Annotated in this window: 16 protein-coding genes; 6 read left to right on the top strand and 10 right to left on the bottom strand. The window is 63.1% G+C overall.

The features are described from left to right. Nucleotides 1–16: 16 nt before the first annotated feature. The gene (locus G3N95_RS19545; RefSeq protein WP_205971708.1) at nucleotides 17–1285 is read right to left on the bottom strand and encodes a TIGR03862 family flavoprotein; all 1269 of its coding nucleotides are present in this window, start codon (nucleotides 1283–1285) and stop codon (nucleotides 17–19) included. 299 nt (nucleotides 1286–1584) lie between these two features. Between G3N95_RS19545 and G3N95_RS19550 the strand changes: the two genes are divergently transcribed. After that, a complete protein-coding gene (locus G3N95_RS19550; protein ID WP_205971755.1) occupies nucleotides 1585–1797 on the top strand; it encodes a DUF1059 domain-containing protein in 213 nt (70 codons plus the stop codon). Nucleotides 1798–2010: 213 nt separating this feature from the next. On the opposite strand, the gene G3N95_RS19555 is transcribed toward G3N95_RS19550, so the two are convergent. Then, nucleotides 2011–2331 carry a DNA-binding protein gene (locus tag G3N95_RS19555; RefSeq protein WP_205971709.1) on the bottom strand — a complete coding sequence of 107 codons (321 nt, stop codon included), beginning with the start codon at nucleotides 2329–2331 and terminating at the stop codon, nucleotides 2011–2013. Nucleotides 2332–2722: 391 nt separating this feature from the next. On the opposite strand from G3N95_RS19555, the gene G3N95_RS19560 reads away from it, so the two are divergent. Further along, complete coding sequence (locus tag G3N95_RS19560; RefSeq protein WP_205971710.1) at nucleotides 2723–3553, top strand: SAM-dependent methyltransferase; 831 nt, start codon at nucleotides 2723–2725, stop codon at nucleotides 3551–3553. A gap of 21 nt (nucleotides 3554–3574) precedes the next feature. On the opposite strand, the gene G3N95_RS19565 is transcribed toward G3N95_RS19560, so the two are convergent. Then, a complete protein-coding gene (locus tag G3N95_RS19565) occupies nucleotides 3575–4144 on the bottom strand; it encodes a DUF1415 domain-containing protein (RefSeq protein WP_205971711.1) in 570 nt (189 codons plus the stop codon). 27 nt (nucleotides 4145–4171) lie between these two features. Continuing rightward, complete coding sequence (locus G3N95_RS19570; protein WP_205971756.1) at nucleotides 4172–4804, bottom strand: TetR/AcrR family transcriptional regulator; 633 nt, start codon at nucleotides 4802–4804, stop codon at nucleotides 4172–4174. A gap of 168 nt (nucleotides 4805–4972) precedes the next feature. On the opposite strand from G3N95_RS19570, the gene G3N95_RS19575 reads away from it, so the two are divergent. Both G3N95_RS19575 and G3N95_RS19580 read left to right on the top strand, forming a co-directional pair. Continuing rightward, the gene (locus G3N95_RS19575) at nucleotides 4973–6256 is read left to right on the top strand and encodes an MFS transporter (protein ID WP_205971712.1); all 1284 of its coding nucleotides are present in this window, start codon (nucleotides 4973–4975) and stop codon (nucleotides 6254–6256) included. A 180-nt stretch (nucleotides 6257–6436) separates the two neighbouring features. Continuing rightward, a complete protein-coding gene (locus tag G3N95_RS19580) occupies nucleotides 6437–7030 on the top strand; it encodes a nitroreductase family protein (protein WP_205971713.1) in 594 nt (197 codons plus the stop codon). Nucleotides 7031–7105: 75 nt separating this feature from the next. Here the strand turns inward: G3N95_RS19580 and G3N95_RS19585 are convergent, their stop codons facing one another. After that, nucleotides 7106–8575, bottom strand: a complete 1470-nt coding sequence (locus tag G3N95_RS19585; protein ID WP_205971714.1) for an MFS transporter — start codon at nucleotides 8573–8575, stop codon at nucleotides 7106–7108. Nucleotides 8576–8834: 259 nt separating this feature from the next. On the opposite strand from G3N95_RS19585, the gene G3N95_RS19590 reads away from it, so the two are divergent. Next, nucleotides 8835–10103, top strand: a complete 1269-nt coding sequence (locus G3N95_RS19590; protein ID WP_205971715.1) for an Hsp70 family protein — start codon at nucleotides 8835–8837, stop codon at nucleotides 10101–10103. A gap of 93 nt (nucleotides 10104–10196) precedes the next feature. Here the strand turns inward: G3N95_RS19590 and G3N95_RS19595 are convergent, their stop codons facing one another. Beyond that, the gene (locus G3N95_RS19595) at nucleotides 10197–10400 is read right to left on the bottom strand and encodes a cold-shock protein (protein ID WP_012402098.1); all 204 of its coding nucleotides are present in this window, start codon (nucleotides 10398–10400) and stop codon (nucleotides 10197–10199) included. A gap of 450 nt (nucleotides 10401–10850) precedes the next feature. Between G3N95_RS19595 and G3N95_RS19600 the strand changes: the two genes are divergently transcribed. Then, nucleotides 10851–12455, top strand: coding sequence for an APC family permease (locus G3N95_RS19600; RefSeq protein ID WP_205971716.1), 1605 nt, complete (start codon nucleotides 10851–10853; stop codon nucleotides 12453–12455). A 92-nt stretch (nucleotides 12456–12547) separates the two neighbouring features. Here the strand turns inward: G3N95_RS19600 and G3N95_RS19605 are convergent, their stop codons facing one another. The 4 genes from G3N95_RS19605 to prmC all read right to left on the bottom strand — a co-directional run bounded on the left by G3N95_RS19605 (nucleotide 12548) and on the right by prmC (nucleotide 15370). Then, nucleotides 12548–13333 carry a class III extradiol ring-cleavage dioxygenase gene (locus tag G3N95_RS19605; RefSeq protein WP_205971717.1) on the bottom strand — a complete coding sequence of 262 codons (786 nt, stop codon included), beginning with the start codon at nucleotides 13331–13333 and terminating at the stop codon, nucleotides 12548–12550. A gap of 124 nt (nucleotides 13334–13457) precedes the next feature. Next, entirely contained in the window at nucleotides 13458–14066 is a 609-nt protein-coding gene (locus G3N95_RS19610) for a UbiX family flavin prenyltransferase (RefSeq protein WP_205971718.1), read from the bottom strand. Nucleotides 14067–14091: 25 nt separating this feature from the next. After that, nucleotides 14092–14403 carry a Grx4 family monothiol glutaredoxin gene (gene grxD / locus G3N95_RS19615; RefSeq protein ID WP_054918684.1) on the bottom strand — a complete coding sequence of 104 codons (312 nt, stop codon included), beginning with the start codon at nucleotides 14401–14403 and terminating at the stop codon, nucleotides 14092–14094. Between the two features lie 109 nt (nucleotides 14404–14512). Then, entirely contained in the window at nucleotides 14513–15370 is an 858-nt protein-coding gene (prmC, locus tag G3N95_RS19620; RefSeq protein WP_205971719.1) for a peptide chain release factor N(5)-glutamine methyltransferase, read from the bottom strand. Nucleotides 15371–15376: the final 6 nt, after the last annotated feature.

A 15376-nucleotide genomic window follows, 5' to 3' on the forward strand; every position in this document is an offset into this window, starting at 1 on the left:
GGCGCGAGTCGGCGGGTCAGTCGTTCCGGACGTAGGCCGACGCGCCGTTGCCCGCCACGAGGCCGCTCGCGAAGCACGCGGTCAGCAGATAACCGCCCGTCGGTGCTTCCCAGTCGAGCATCTCGCCCGCGCAGAACACGCCCGGTAACTGGCGAAGCATCAACGCATCATCGAGCGCTTCGAACGGGATGCCGCCCGCGCTGCTGATTGCCTCGTCGATGGGCCGCGTGCGTGTCAGCCGCAACGGCAGGGACTTGATCGCTTGTGCGAGCTTCACGGCATCGGTGAAATCGTCCTTCGACACGCACTCGTGCAGCAAGCCCAGCTTCACGCCCGTGATGCCGATGCGGCTATGCAGATGGCTCGACATCGAGCGCGAGCCGCGCGGCCGCGTCACTTCGTCGATCACGCGTTGCGCGCTCAGACCCGGCGCGAGATCGAGCCGTATGGTCACGTCACGGTCAGCCAGAAGGCGGTCGCGGATCGTCGAAGACATCGCATACACGAGACTTCCCTCGATCCCCGTCGACGTCACGACGAACTCCCCTTGTCGAAGCTGGACCGTGCCGTCCACGCCTTCGACGGCGATCGAAACCGGCTTCACCGGCTGGCCCGCGTAGCGATCGCGGAAGTAGTCGGTCCAGTCGGCGTCGAAGCCACAGTTGGTCGGCAGGAGAGGCGCGATGGGAATCTCGCGTTGCTGCATCAGCGGAACCCAGGCGGCATCGGAGCCGAGGCGCGCCCAACTGCCGCCGCCCAACGCGAACACGACGGCGTCAGCCGTCACTTCGCGCTCGCCGTCGGGCGTCGTGAAACGCAAGCCGTGGTCATCGGATGACCCGGACGCACACCAGCCAATCCACTTGTGTCGCATGTGGAACTGCACGCCCGCTTCGCGAAGCCGATGTAGCCACGCGCGCAACATCGGTGCGGCCTTCATGTCGGTCGGAAACACGCGCCCTGAACTGCCGACGAACGTCGCGACGCCCAGTGCGTCGAGCCAGCCACGCAGCGCTTCGGGCCCGAACACGTCGAGCAGCGGCGCGATGTCGGCGCGGCGCTTGCCGTAGCGGTCGAGAAACGGCTCGATCGGCTCCGAATGCGTGATGTTCATGCCGCCTTTGCCCGCCATCAGAAACTTGCGGCCGACGGACGGCATGGCGTCGTACACGTCGACACGCACGCCGCCGCGAGCCAGCGCTTCGGCGGCCATCAGCCCCGCAGGGCCGCCGCCGATGACAGCGACGCGGACGTGATTCGCGGTGAGATCGGGCGAGTTCGACATCGATGGAAAGTGGACGATGAATGGTGGAAAGCGCGTTCGGCGCGAAGGCCGGTATTGTCCCACCGGCCCGGGAGCGGGGCAAACGGGCCACACGCGATCAGCAGACGGCCGCTATGGGACCAGGAAACGACCGTCATGCGACCTATACTTTTCTTACCCACCTTCGTTTCCCGGCGCACTCGCGCCGCACTGCCGCGCACAACTCACGCATCCAGCCGCTGCCCGAGCCTCGAGCGGAACTTGGTGAGGCCACGTCAGCGCACGTATTGCGCGCGACGCCTTTGATCGAGGAGTCTGTCATGGGCCGCAAATACATCGATTGCCGTGAATGCCCGAGCGACATCAACTGCACCGTCGCCTTGTGCGCCGATTCGGAAAACGAACTGCTCGAAGCCGCCGTCGCGCACGCGATCCAGGCGCACAAGCACAGCGATTCGCCCGAACTGCGCGCGCAGCTGAAGTCGATGTTCCACGACGGCACGCCGCCGCTCGGTGCGCCCGCTGCCGCTTGACTGGCGACGCTGAAAGCGCCCGAAGCATGCGACGACGCCACGGCATGCAGAGCGGCTGAGGACGCGTTCGAAGCGCTAGCAAGGAGAGCGCGGCATTCGCAGCCGCGCGGGAGAAGGGGCGAAAAACCAAAGCCGTCCACGAGCGGCAACGCGAGCCGCAATGAACAGCGCATGGATCGGCTACGCGAGCGCGTCGCGCAGCCGTCCGTGGAATCAGCCCGGATAGGCCTCGTCGACCTTGAGCCCGGCCAGTTTGAAGATCACGCGCAGCGTCTGGGGTTTGATGTCGCGGCGCGACGCGAGCGTCGTCATCACGAAGTCCAGCACTTTCGCGTATTTGAGCAGGGTGAGGCACGTCTCCATGTCGACGCTGCCGTCGCGCATGGCTTCCGCGAGACGCAGCATCTCGACCGAGATGTCGCGCGCCATTTCGAGTTCCAGTTGCTGCTTCTCCGTCCACTCGGGCGTGGCCAGCAGCTTCGCCATGAGCTCCTGAAACTTCTGCTCGGCGTTTCCGTTGGGTGTCGTTTCCATTTGCCGCCTCATCAGATCTGAGCGCGCTTCGTTTCAGTCCCGGTGCGCTTCAGGTTACGTAACGTTCGAACCGGTGCTCCGGCCCGACCTCCCCCACGCGTACCGGCGTATCGCGACGCTCGCAGCAACCGGTAGCTTGTCATTCTTCATGCATCCTGCAAGCCGTCAGATTCCTTCAGACTTGCAACAGACGACTGCCATGCGACACGTTTCCCAGCCGGCTAGAAATCGACGGTTCCGTGCAGGAAACGTTCCAGGCGGGGCAAGGGTGTCGCCGTCGACGCGTAAGAATCGGGACCGTCCTTCGCGCTTTGGGTAAACTGACAGACACTTTTCCCTTTTTCCGTCACCTGACGCACGTTCGCGATGCAATCGGTGGCGTGCTCATTCGATGTCCAGCAAATCCTACGAAGTCCGTCCTAATCAATCCGTCGAACTGCTTAAAGAGCTCCATATCCTTACGCGCGACGGCAAGATGAACCAGGACAGCCGCCGCAAGCTCAAGCAGGTCTATCACCTGTTTCAGTTCATCGAGCCCTTGCTCAAAGACCTGAAAGAAACGAAAGGTGAACTAACCCTCATCGATCACGGCGCGGGCAAGTCCTATCTCGGCTTTATTCTCTACGACCTGTTCTTCAAGGAACTGCGCGATAACTCGCATATCTACGGCATTGAGACGCGCGAGGAACTCGTGTCGAAGTCGGAGGAGCTGGCGGAGCGCCTAGGCTTCAAGGGTATGTCGTTTCTTAATCTTTCTGTAGCCGAGTCGATTGCATCGGACAAACTTCCGCCGAACATCGACATCGTCACGGCTTTGCACGCGTGCAATACGGCCACCGACGATGCAATCCGCTTCGCACTGGAAAAACATGCGAAATACATCGTCGTCGTTCCGTGCTGTCAGGCGGAAGTGGCGGGCGTGCTGCGCAAGAACAAGGGCAAGTCGCTCGGCAACGCGCTGACGGAAATCTGGCGGCATCCGCTGCATACGCGCGAGTTCGGCAGCCAGATCACCAATGTGCTCCGCTGCCTGCAACTGGAGGCGCACGGTTATCAGGTGAACGTGACGGAACTGGTCGGCTGGGAGCACTCGATGAAAAACGAGCTGATCATCGCGACCTATAAAGATTTGCCGCGCCGGCGCCCTGCCGAGCGGCTCAACGAAGTGCTGGAAACGCTCGGCATCACGGAATTGCGCGAGCGCTTCTACGCCGAGGCTTGAGACAGGTAGAGCGCGGTCCGGTCAGTCTTTGGCCGGCTCGCTCATCCATTTTTGCAAGCCTTCCAGTCCGAGACGCCGCATCGTTGCTTCGTTTCGCTCGTAGATGTCGGCGGCGTCCGGAAACGCGTCGACCGCGCGCTCGATGCTCGCTTCGCGCAGCAGATGAAGGATCGGGTAGGGCGCGCGATTCGTGTAGTTCTCGATATCGTCCGGCTCGTTGCCTTCGAATTGATAACGCGGGTGAAAGCTCGCGATCTGCAGCGTGCCTTCCAGACGCAACTGCTTCAACATCCGTTCCGCGAAGAACAGGCAATCGTTGTACTCGAGAAAATCGCCGAGCGCGTGCGGGATGATCAGCAGCGTCGTGTCGATGTCGGCGGCATCGGAGTCTGCAAGCGTGCGAAGCTCCGTTTCCAGATCGGTTAGCACGCCTTCCATGTCGGCGGCTTCGCTGATCACATAGCGAATCTGGTTCTTCACGTGCACCGCCTTCGCGAACGGGCACAGGTTCAGCCCGATCACGGCGCGCGTCAGCCAGTGGCGCGTGGCGTCGAGAATGTTGTCGTGGGAAGCGGGGGACGGCGAAGACATGGTGATGCCAGCGAAAAAGCCAAACCGCTATTTTACCGACGCCTCATCACATGCCTGCGCGACAAGTTGTTCCGCGACGCGTGGCGCAACCTTGATCGGCCCGCAGCCCGGGCCGTACGTCTGGCTCGACGCATACACGCCTTCGATCAACAGCGCGAGAGAGTTCGCGAGTTCTTCCGGATCGCGCGCGCCTGCTTGCGTGCAGAGTTCGTTCAGACGCTGCATCAGCCTGGTCTTGTTGTTCAGCACGCAAACCCGCGCGGGATGTGACGGGTCCGGAAACTCCGCCGACACATTGACGAACGGGCAGCCTCGATAGTCTTCCTTCGACGCTCGCCCGGCGAGATCCTCGAAATACTGGATGATCTGCTTCCTCGGCTCGCCCGGATGCCTGGCGAGGCTTTCGTCGAAGCGCCTGAAGAAGTGCGTGTCGGACTGTTCCAGATACGCGACCACCAGATCGTCTTTTGACGAGAACTGCCGATACAGGCTCATCTTGTTGACGCCCGCGCGCTCGACGACGGCATCGACGCCCACCGCGCGCACGCCTTCCTTGTAGAAAAGGTCGGCGGCGGCGCGCAGAAGATGCTGCTGCGCGTCGGAGCCCGCCGTCTGCGTACGGCGACTCGATACGGGTTTGGTGGTGCCTGAATTAGCCATGATGGTCTTGTGGTTCAAGTTAAGACGCCTTGACATGTTACCGAGCGGTAACTAAGATCGCAAGACCGATTGTGACAGGTCAGTCACAAGTCCTTTACGAAAGTGGTAAGAATGAGATGCGGCTCGCATCGCGATAGTCGTCAGCCGCAGCGGAACCTTGGAGAACCGATGAACTGGGCAGCAAGAGTGATTGGAGGGCGCTTCCACTACGGCTGGCTGGCCGTGGCGGTGGTATTTCTGGTGCTGCTTGCGGCAGCCGGCACGCGCGCGACGCCGAGCGTGATGATGGTGCCGCTCGAGCACGACTTTGGCTGGAGCCGCGCGACGATTTCGCTGGCGATTTCGGTGAACATCGCGCTGTATGGACTGATGGGCCCGTTCGCGGCGGCGGCGATGCAGCGTTTCGGCGTACGGCCGACCATTCTGACGGCGCTCGGTACGATGGCGGCAGGCGTCGCGCTGTCGTCGCTGATGGCGCATCCGTGGCAGATGATTCTCGTGTGGGGTGTGATGGTGGGTGGCGCGACGGGCGTGGCGGCACTCACGCTGTCGGCGACGGTCGTGAACCGCTGGTTCACCACGCACCGCGGTCTGGTGATGGGCATTCTGACGGCCAGTTCGGCGACGGGCCAACTGGTGTTTCTGCCGTTGCTGGCAGCGATTGCGCAGCATCATGGCTGGCGCCCCGTCGTGTGGACGGTCGCGATAGCGGCTGCCGTCGTGGTGCCGCTCGTCGCGTTTTTCTTGCCGGAGCGTCCCGCCGACATGGCGCTGCGTCCGTTCGGCGAGCCCGCCGACGCGCCGATCCGCTCCGACGTCAGCAACAAGAATCCGCTCGCGATCGCCTTCGGCACGCTGGCGATGGCCAGCAAGACGCGCGACTTCTGGCTGCTGTTCTTCAGCTTCTTCATTTGCGGCGCGAGCACGAACGGTTACGTCGGCACGCACCTGATCGCGATGTGCGGTGACTACGGGATGACGGAAGTGCAGGGCGCGTCGCTGCTCGCCGCGATGGGTATCTTCGATCTGTTCGGCACGACGCTGTCGGGCTGGCTGTCGGACCGTTTCAACGCGCGCGTGCTGCTGTTCTGGTACTACGGGCTCCGGGGCCTGTCGCTGATCTATCTGCCGCACGCGTTCGGCATCGACTTTTTCGGTCTGCCGTTGTTTGCCGTGTTCTACGGCTTGGACTGGATCGCGACCGTGCCGCCCACCGTGCGTCTTGCCACCGACGTCTACGGCAAGGAATCGGCGCCCGTCGTGTTCGGTTGGGTCGTGGCGGGCCACCAGCTCGGCGCGGCGTTCGCGGCGCTCGGCGCGGGCATGCTGCGCGCGAGCCTCGGCACGTACACGGTGGCGTCGATGATTTCGGGCGGTCTGTGCATCATTGCGTCGATCATCGTGCTGCGGATCAATCGCGGCGAGCGGAGCGTTGCGGCACAGGCGGTGTGACGTCGTAACCGGCGCGGCTATGAGGCGCGGGGCGGCTTGCGAGCCGCCCCGCGCTTTTCTTATGGGCTTTCGCGATATGCATGTGCGCGACCTGAAAGGCGGGAACCGTCCGCCTCGGGTTATGCTAGTGGCCCATCGGGCTGCTGCCCGCCGATCATGAATTCCGACCGAGAGATGCGCATGACCAACAAACCCGCACCCACCGACGTTCCCATTCATGAACTGATCGCAGGCCGCTGGAGCCCGCGCGCCTATTCGAGCGAGCCGGTGAGCCGCGAACAACTGCGTTCGGTGCTCGAAGCGGCGCGCTGGGCGCCTTCGTCGTACAACATGCAGCCGTGGCGCTTCGTGGTGTTCGACCGCTCGACCGACGAAGTCTCGTTCAAGAAGGCGTTCGACACGCTCGTGCCGTTCAATCAGGGCTGGAACGCGAACGCGCCGGTGCTGATCTGCGTGACGGCGCAGACGCTGACGCCGAAGGGCGAAATCAACCGCTGCGCGCCGTATGACGCCGGCGCAGCGGCGCTGTCGCTGGTGTTGCAGGCGCATGCGCTGGGACTCGCCGCGCATCAGATGAGCGGCTTCGACGTCAACGCGTTCCGCAAGGCGTTCGCCGTGCCCGACGACATCGAGGTGATCGCGATGATTTCGATCGCGCACTACGGCGACGTCGATAAACTCGATCCGGTGCTGCGCGAGCGGGAAAAGGCGGCGCGCACGCGGGTGCCCTTAGGCGACGTCGCGTTTGCGGGCGCGTGGAACAAGGCGTTCTGAGCGATCGTCAGTTCTTGACGGCAGGAACATACAACGCGGCCCAATTCGGCCGCGTTTTTTTATGGCGCGGCGACCTTACTCATCCTCGACGGCCGACAACGGCGCCGCGACAGTCTCCAGTGAACGCCGCTCGGCATCGACACCCCAGATCGCCGCGACCAGCGCCGCGGCCAGCATCAGCGCCGAGCCGACCAGATAGCCGGAAAACACTTCGCTGCGCTGCTGCGTGTCGATCAGCCGGCCGAAGAACGCCGGCCCCGCGATGCCGCCCAGCGCCGTGCCGAATGCGTAAAACACCGCGATCGCGAGCGCGCGGATTTCGAGCGGAAACGATTCGCTGACGGTCAGATACGCCGAACTCGCCGCCGCCGACGCAAAGAAGAAAATCACCATCCACGCGATCGTCTGCGTCGTCACCGTGAGCAACTGCTGCTCGAACAGATAGCCGCTCACGGTCAGCAGGATCGCGGAGATGGCGTAGGTCGCGGCGATCATCTTGCGGCGCCCGATCACGTCGAACAGCCTGCCGATCAGAAGCGGTCCCGCGAAATTGCCGAGCGCGAAGGGCAGGATGTACCAGCCGACGTGATCGCCCGGCACGTGATAGAAGTCCGTCAACACGAGCGCATAGGTGAAGAAGATCGCGTTGTAGAAGAACGCCTGCGCCGTCATCAGCGACAGCCCGACCAGCGCGCGGCGCCGGTGCAACACGAAAAGAGTGTGGAAGACCTCGCGCAGCGTCGTGCGCTCGCGGGCACGCAGACGCAGACGTTTGAGCGCGTCGTCGGGAAGCGTGTGGTTTTCCGCGCGAAAGCGCGCCTCGATGCCTTCGACGATCGCGCGCGCTTCCTTCTCTTCGCCGTGAGTCAGCAGCCAGCGCGGGCTTTCGGGAATCCAGACGCGCATCGGCAGGATCGCCAGCGCGAGTGCCGCCCCGATGAAGAAGCACGCGCGCCAGCCCCAGTCGCCGTGCAGCAGATGCGGATCGAGCAGCACCAGCGAACCGATCGCGCCGAGCGCCGCGCCGACCCAGAACGTACCGTTGATCGCGAGATCGGTGTGGCCGCGCACGCGGGCGGGCGTGAACTCCTGGATTGTCGAGTTGATCGCTGTGTATTCGCCGCCGATGCCCGCGCCCGTCAGAAAGCGAAACACCAGAAAACTCGTGAGACTCCACGAGAACGCCGTCGCGGCCGTCGCCGCCAGATAGAGCGCGAGCGTGACGAAGAACAGCTTGCGCCGTCCGAGGCGGTCGGTCAGCCAGCCGAAGCCGAGCGCGCCCAGCACAGCGCCGGCAATGTACGCGCTGCCTGCGAGCCCCACGTCCGCGTTCGAGAAGCGCAGCACGTCGCTCGACTTCAACGCACTCGCCACCGACCCCGCGAGTGTCACTTCCAGCCCATCGAGCAGCCACGTCACGCCGAGCGCGACCACGATCAGCGAGTGAAAGCGGCCCCAGGGCAGGCGGTCGAGGCGCGACGGCAGATCGGTTTCGACAATGCCGGACGGTTCGGCGCGGACCGTGGCAGTGGAGGGTTCCTGCATCGGGTCTCCTTGGATGAGCAAGCCAATGCTGATACGCAAACTGGTCAGCCGGCGAATTTTCGGAGGCTCCTATAAGCCGGCGGGCGAACAGCGTATCCTGTCGGATTCATTCGAGCCCGGCGCGACCCTTCGATGAAGCAAACTGCATTCCCCGTCACGGCGGCGGTGACCGTCCGGTGTCGGTTGATGGTGTCACCGCTTTCATGTTACAAAGCCCGTCCTCTTTCTGTTCGCGCCAGCGTGAGCGGCGAATCCTGCCATGACCTATTGCGCGATTGACTTCGGCACGTCTAATTCGGCAGTTGCCGTCCCTGTTGGCGGCCCGGCGGCCGATCAGGCAACGCTGAAGCTGGCGCCCGTTGAAGGCGCCTACACGACGCTGCCCACGTCCGTGTTCTTCAACACTGACGAAAACACGCGTGCGTATGGCCGCGCGGCGCTCGAAGCGTATATCGACGGCTTCGACGGCCGGCTGATGCGCTCGATGAAGAGCATTCTCGGCTCCGCGCTCGCCGACAACACCACCGATCTCGGCGACGGCTCGGCGATCAAGTACACGGACGTGATCGCGATCTTCGTCACGCATCTGAAGCGCTGCGCGGAGCAGACGGCGGGCACGCCGATCAGTCGCGCGGTGCTCGGCCGCCCGGTGTTTTTCGTCGACGACGATCCACGCGCTGATCAACTCGCGCAGCAACAGCTCGAAGCGGCGGCGCGCTCGGTGGGTCTGAATGAAATTCACTTCCAGTACGAGCCGATCGCAGCCGCATTCGATTACGAAGCGCATCTGACCCAAGAGGGGCTGGTGCTGGTGGCGGACATTGGCGGCGGTACGTCGGACTTCTCGCTGGTGCGTGTCGGGCCGGAGCGGATGCAGCGCCTCGAGCGCAAGGACGACGTGCTGGCGCATCACGGCGTGCACGTCGCGGGCACGGACTTCGACAGGCGTGTCGAACTTGCGACCGTTCTGCGCGAGCTCGGCTACCAGTCGCTCGATCCGGAAGGGCGCGAGGTGCCGAACCGGATTTACTTCGACCTGGCCACCTGGCACCTGATCAACACGGTTTATACGCCCAAGCGTGTATCCGAGCTCGGCTTGATGCGGCATCTGTATTCGGACACGCGGCATCACGACCGGCTGATGCGCGTCGTCGAGCAGCGCTTCGGCCATGCGCTCGCGGCGCACGCGGAAGAGGCGAAAATCGGCGTCGCAGCGGGCGGCGAGACGTTGATCGATCTGGAGATCGTCGAGGAAGATTTGCGGCTCGCCTTCGACGAAGCGCAACTGATCGCGGCCGGCAAGGACGAGACGCAGCGCATCGTTCAGGCAGCACGCGAGACGGTGCAACGCGCGGGCGTCGCGCCGCGTGAGGTCGATGCGCTCTACTTCACGGGTGGCTCGACGGGGCTGGCGTTCCTGTCGGGCGCGCTGGCAGCGGCTTTTCCCGATGCGCGGCCGGTATTCGGCGACCGGCTCGCCAGCGTCGCAACCGGATTGGGCATTCACGCCCGACGCGTATTCCGGTAAAGATTCCGGATTTCGCGCCGAAAAATCGATTGAGGCCGAAAAACAAAAAACCCCGCCGAGGCGGGGTTTTTGCGTTCCAGAAGGAAGCTAAGCTTAGGCCGGCTTGATGTTAGCGGCTTGCTTGCCCTTCGGGCCCGTCTTGACGTCGTAGGTAACCTTTTGGTTTTCCTGCAGCGTCTTGAAGCCTTCGACGCGGATTTCCGAGAAATGCGCGAACAGATCTTCGCCGCCAGCGTCCGGGGTGATGAAGCCAAAGCCCTTTGCGTCATTGAACCACTTGACGGTACCGGTTTCCATATTACTTTTTCCTAAAAATGGTGAACAAGGCCGAAGCCCGAGGGTGCATGAAAATCAAGGAAGGGTAATGGGACCAACCGGAGTACCGTTGATGGGCGAACTACGAAAGAACCAATTCACTCGCCGCTTGAAATCCTGCAGGATCTTTATACGGGCATTTCGAGAGAAGGTCAACCGTAATCTTTAAATCCTCATATGAGCCGAGGGTTTTTAGGCACACCGCTTGCTTACAAAGCTTGCTATTTTCCCGATTTTTTTGTAGGGCGCGAGCGTATTTCGACTGCAATCGGATGGTGCAACCGTTAAACTACGGCCCGCACGCGACCGGTTGCACTAGTAAAAACCCGCAATCGCGCTCGCGACCGTCCGCCGTATGCCTAGTCTTTCCTATGACTTTTAGCCGTGTCTCATGGCCGCGGCAGCGGCGTGCTTTCAGATATAGGAGAAGACGTGAAAAGTTCTATTCAACGGCACATCGGCCCATTCGCGCTGATGCTGACGGGGCTCGGCTCGATCATCGGGTCCGGCTGGCTGTTCGGCGCCTGGAAGGCGGCCAAGATTGCAGGCCCTGCGGCGCTGTGCGCGTGGGTGATCGGCGCGGTGGTGATTCTCGCGATCGCGCTGACGTACGCCGAACTCGGCGCGATGTTCCCCGAGTCGGGCGGCATGGTGCGTTATGCGCGTTACTCTCATGGCGCGTTGGTGGGCTTCATCAGCGCGTGGGCCAACTGGATCGCGATCGTATCGGTGATTCCGATCGAAGCCGAAGCGTCGATCCAGTACATGAGCACGTGGCCGTATGAATGGGCGCATAACCTGTTCATCGATGGTTCGTTGACCACGCCTGGTCTGCTGCTGTCGGCGGTGCTGGTGGTGATCTACTTCATGCTGAACTACTGGGGCGTGAAGGTGTTCGCGCGCGCCAATACCGCCATTACGATCTTCAAGTTCATCATTCCCGGCCTGACGATTCTCGGCCTGATGATGAGCGGCTTTCACAAGGAAAACCTCGGCGACAGCTTTGGCGGCACGGGGACGTTCGCGCCGTACGGCTGGTCGGCGGTGCTGACGGCGGTGGCGACGAGCGGCATCGTGTTCGCGTTCAACGGTTTCCAGAGTCCGATCAACCTGGCGGGCGAAGCGCGCAATCCGGCAAAGAGCGTGCCGTTCGCGGTGATCGGCTCGATCCTGCTGGCGCTGGTGATCTACGTGCTGCTGCAGGTCGCGTACATCGGCTCAGTGAACCCGGCCGATGTGATGAAGGGCTGGAACCAGTTCAACTTCAAGTCGCCGTTCGCGGAACTGGCGATCGCGCTGAATCTGAACTGGCTCGCGATCCTGCTGTACGTCGATGCGTTCGTGAGCCCGAGCGGCACGGGCACGACCTACATGGCGACGACCACGCGCATGATCTACGCGATGGAGCGCAACAACACCATGCCGAAGATCTTCGGCAGCGTGCATCCGCTGTACGGCGTGCCGCGTCCGGCGATGTGGTTCAACCTGCTGGTGTCGTTCATCTTCCTGTTCTTCTTCCGCGGCTGGAGTTCGCTGGCGGCCGTGATTTCGGTGGCGACGGTGATCTCGTACCTGACGGGCCCGATCAGCCTGATGGCACTGCGCCGCGCGGCGACCGACATCGAGCGTCCGCTGCACATTCCGGGCATGAGCCTGATCGCACCGTTCGCGTTCGTGTGCGCGTCGCTGATCCTGTACTGGGCGAAGTGGCCGCTGACGGGCGAGATCATCCTGCTGATGATCGTCGCGCTGCCGGTGTTCTTCTACTTCCAGGCGAAGTCGGGCTTCTCGGGCTTCAATCAGGATCTGAAGGCGGCGTGGTGGCTGGTGGCGTATCTGCCCGTGATGGCGATCCTGTCGCTGATCGGCAGCAAGCAGTTCGGCGGCATGGGCGTGCTGCCGTACGGCTGGGACATGCTGATCGTGATCGTGTTCTCGCTGATCTTCTACTACTGGGGCGTGCATACGGGTTATCGCACCGAGTATCTGAACGAGCGTGAGTCGCACGATGAGATTCTCGAAGGCATCGGCGCCTGATCCTCGGCGCTTCGCCGCCTGACCCAAGAAAAAGCCCGTCAGATGACCGACGGGCTTTTTTCTTTGCGCGACGCGATGTGCCGCGCGGGCGATCAGGCGTTGCCGAAAACGTAGTTTGTCATCGCCAGCGAGCGCTGGAACGTCCCGAGCGATTGAATGCCGAGCGAGTAGTCATCCGGCGCGGCGCCAAGGGCGGCGAACACGGGCAGCAGATGCTCGTCAGTCGGATGCATGAACTCGGCGTGCGGCGCCTGGCGCCGATAGTCGAGCAGCGCATCGATATCGCGTTCGGCGAGGCGCGTTTCGAACCAGTCGGTGAATTCGGTGACTCGCGGATCCGCGTCTTCCGGACGCGCCGAGAAATCCGCTTCGCGCAGGTTATGCGTGATCTGCCCGGAACCGACGATCATCACGCCTTCTTCCTGCAACGGACGCAACGCACGGCCCACGCGGAAATGATGCGCGGGATCTAGCCGGGGCTGGATCGACAGTTGTGCGATGGGCACGTCCGCGTGCGGGAACATCAGCAGCATCGGCACCCAGGCGCCGTGATCGAGACCATGCGGCTGCGTCGCCGTCGGCATACCCTCGTCACCGAGCAACGCAGCGGCGCGGCGCGCGACGTCGGGCGCGCCCGGCGCCGGGTATTGGATCTCATACAACTGACGCGGGAAACCGTAGAAGTCGTGAATCGTCTCAGGCGCGTCCGACGTGCTCGCTGCGGGTTGCAGCGTACCCCAATGCGCGGACAGCATCAGGATGGCTTTCGGACGCGGCACTTCCGACGACAGCGACGCGAATTGCGCGCGGGGCATCGACGGATCGATCGGCAGCGTTGGCGCGCCGTGCGACAGGAACAGGGAAGGCAAGCGGGTCATGGCAGTGCGGAGAAAAGGTTAGCTTGAAGCGAATATAAGGCCGCACTGCCGTTTGATAAACGGTCGAATCCGCATTTGATTGTCTCGCAGCAGTTGTGAATACCCGGGCCATGATGGCCGGGCGTTACTGCGGCGGGCGGTTCAACCCTTGCCACGCGGGCGCCAGCGCCGGACCCAGCGCGAACAGATCGAGCACGCGCGCGACGGTATGGTCGACCATCTGGTCGATCGTCTCGGGCCGATTGTAGAAAGCGGGCAGCGGCGGAAAAATGACGCCGCCCATTTCGGTCACCGCCGTCATGTTGCGCAGATGCGCGAGATTGAACGGCGTTTCGCGGATCATCAGCACGAGCCTTCGGCGTTCCTTGAGCGTGACGTCGGCGGCGCGCGTGATCAGATTGTCGGAGAGGCCATGCGCGATGCTCGCGAGCGTTTTCATCGAGCAGGGCGCGACGATCATGCCGTCGGTGGCGAACGAGCCAGACGCGACGCTCGCGCCGACATCGCGCACTGAATGAACGACATCCGCGAGCGGATGCACGTCGTCACGCGACAACTGGAGTTCGTGCTGGATATTGAGCCATCCGGCGCTGGAGATCAGCAGATGGCTTTCGACGCCGCCGATTGTGCGCAGCGTCTGGAGCAGGCGGATGCCGTAGATGGCGCCTGTCGCACCCGTGATCGCGACGATCAGGCGGCGTGCGTTTTCCTGACGGGCGACGCGTGTTTCCATGACGTGCGGCGCCCGTCTGCGTGGATCAGGCGGCGGCGAAGAGCTGCTGCAGTTCGCCCGACTGATACATCTCCATCATGATGTCCGAGCCGCCGACGAACTCACCGTTCACGTACAGCTGCGGAATGGTCGGCCAGTTCGAGAATTCCTTGATGCCCTGGCGCACGGCGTCGTCTTCGAGGACGTTGACCGTCTTGAACTGATCGACGCCGCATGCCTTCAGGATTTGCACCGCACGGCCCGAGAAGCCGCACATCGGGAATTGCGCGTTGCCTTTCATGAAGAGCACGACGGGATTTTCGTCGACGATTTGCTTGATGCGTTGTTGCGTGTCCATGACTGACCTTGCGATTCCGGTGTTTGTTGGGGATAGAGACAAATGATAGCGGATTTCGCCGATGCCGACCGACGGCTGGAACGGCTGCGCGCGCGTTGTCACACGCGCATCAGCCGGGCCAGCGTCCGCCGCTGATGCGCTCGATGCCGGCGAGGTCGCATTCCGAGCGCACGTCGGCGAAACCTTGCGCGGCGAGAATTGCTCGCACGGCTTGCGCCTGATCGTAGCCGTGCTCCATCCACAGCACGCCGTTCGGCACGAGCCGCGACGGGGCGCCAGCGACGATCGCGCGGATCGCAGACAGGCCGTCGGCTTCGTCGGTGAGCGCGCCGCGCGGCTCGAAGCGCAAATCGCCTTGCGACAGATGCGGGTCGCCGCTCGCGATGTACGGCGGATTGCTGACGATCACTTCAAAGACTAGTGACGCGTCGAGCGCCGTGTACCAGTCGCTCTGTGCGAATTGCGGATCGCCGCCGGGACGTTTCGGCTCAAGAAGCCTGACCGCGTTGCGTCGTGCAACGGACAGCGCTTCCTCTGAGCGATCGACGGCCCAAATCCGTGCGTCCGGCCGCGACCACGCAATCGACACCGCGATCGCGCCCGTGCCCGTGCCGAGATCGAGCACGCGCGAACGCGCATTGTGTTCTTCCAAAGCCTGCACGGCCGTTTCGACCAGCAGTTCGGTTTCCGGCCGAGGAATCAGCACATCGCGCGTGACTTCGAAATCGAGCCCGAAGAATTCGCGCGAGCCGATCAGCTGCGCGACCGGCTCGCCCGCCACGCGCCGCGTTTCCAGATCGCGAAAAGCCGCTACCTGGTCCAAATCCAGCGGATGGTCTGCGCGCGTGATCAGCTCCGTGCGCCGCCAGCCAAGCACGTGTCCAAGCAGAATGCGCGCTTCGAGCGCCGGCAGCGGCGACGCGCGCAGCAGTGTGGCGACGGTATCGACGGTCTGGGAGTTGTCCATGCGCGC

The organism is Paraburkholderia sp. Tr-20389 (assembly GCF_017104565.1).
GTDB lineage: Bacteria > Pseudomonadota > Gammaproteobacteria > Burkholderiales > Burkholderiaceae > Paraburkholderia.

Excerpts from the sequence above, each read along its gene's own strand:
- G3N95_RS19545 (WP_205971708.1), bottom strand. The coding sequence starts at position 1,285 with ATGTCGAACTCGCCCGATCTCACCGCGAATCACGTCCGCGTCGCTGTC.
- G3N95_RS19550 (WP_205971755.1), top strand. The coding sequence starts at position 1,585 with ATGGGCCGCAAATACATCGATTGCCGTGAATGCCCGAGCGACATCAAC.
- G3N95_RS19555 (WP_205971709.1), bottom strand. The coding sequence starts at position 2,331 with ATGGAAACGACACCCAACGGAAACGCCGAGCAGAAGTTTCAGGAGCTC.
- G3N95_RS19560 (WP_205971710.1), top strand. The coding sequence starts at position 2,723 with ATGTCCAGCAAATCCTACGAAGTCCGTCCTAATCAATCCGTCGAACTG.
- G3N95_RS19565 (WP_205971711.1), bottom strand. The coding sequence starts at position 4,144 with ATGTCTTCGCCGTCCCCCGCTTCCCACGACAACATTCTCGACGCCACG.
- G3N95_RS19570 (WP_205971756.1), bottom strand. The coding sequence starts at position 4,804 with ATGGCTAATTCAGGCACCACCAAACCCGTATCGAGTCGCCGTACGCAG.
- G3N95_RS19575 (WP_205971712.1), top strand. The coding sequence starts at position 4,973 with ATGAACTGGGCAGCAAGAGTGATTGGAGGGCGCTTCCACTACGGCTGG.
- G3N95_RS19580 (WP_205971713.1), top strand. The coding sequence starts at position 6,437 with ATGACCAACAAACCCGCACCCACCGACGTTCCCATTCATGAACTGATC.
- G3N95_RS19585 (WP_205971714.1), bottom strand. The coding sequence starts at position 8,575 with ATGCAGGAACCCTCCACTGCCACGGTCCGCGCCGAACCGTCCGGCATT.
- G3N95_RS19590 (WP_205971715.1), top strand. The coding sequence starts at position 8,835 with ATGACCTATTGCGCGATTGACTTCGGCACGTCTAATTCGGCAGTTGCC.
- G3N95_RS19595 (WP_012402098.1), bottom strand. The coding sequence starts at position 10,400 with ATGGAAACCGGTACCGTCAAGTGGTTCAATGACGCAAAGGGCTTTGGC.
- G3N95_RS19605 (WP_205971717.1), bottom strand. The coding sequence starts at position 13,333 with ATGACCCGCTTGCCTTCCCTGTTCCTGTCGCACGGCGCGCCAACGCTG.
- G3N95_RS19610 (WP_205971718.1), bottom strand. The coding sequence starts at position 14,066 with ATGGAAACACGCGTCGCCCGTCAGGAAAACGCACGCCGCCTGATCGTC.
- grxD (WP_054918684.1), bottom strand. The coding sequence starts at position 14,403 with ATGGACACGCAACAACGCATCAAGCAAATCGTCGACGAAAATCCCGTC.
- prmC (WP_205971719.1), bottom strand. The coding sequence starts at position 15,370 with ATGGACAACTCCCAGACCGTCGATACCGTCGCCACACTGCTGCGCGCG.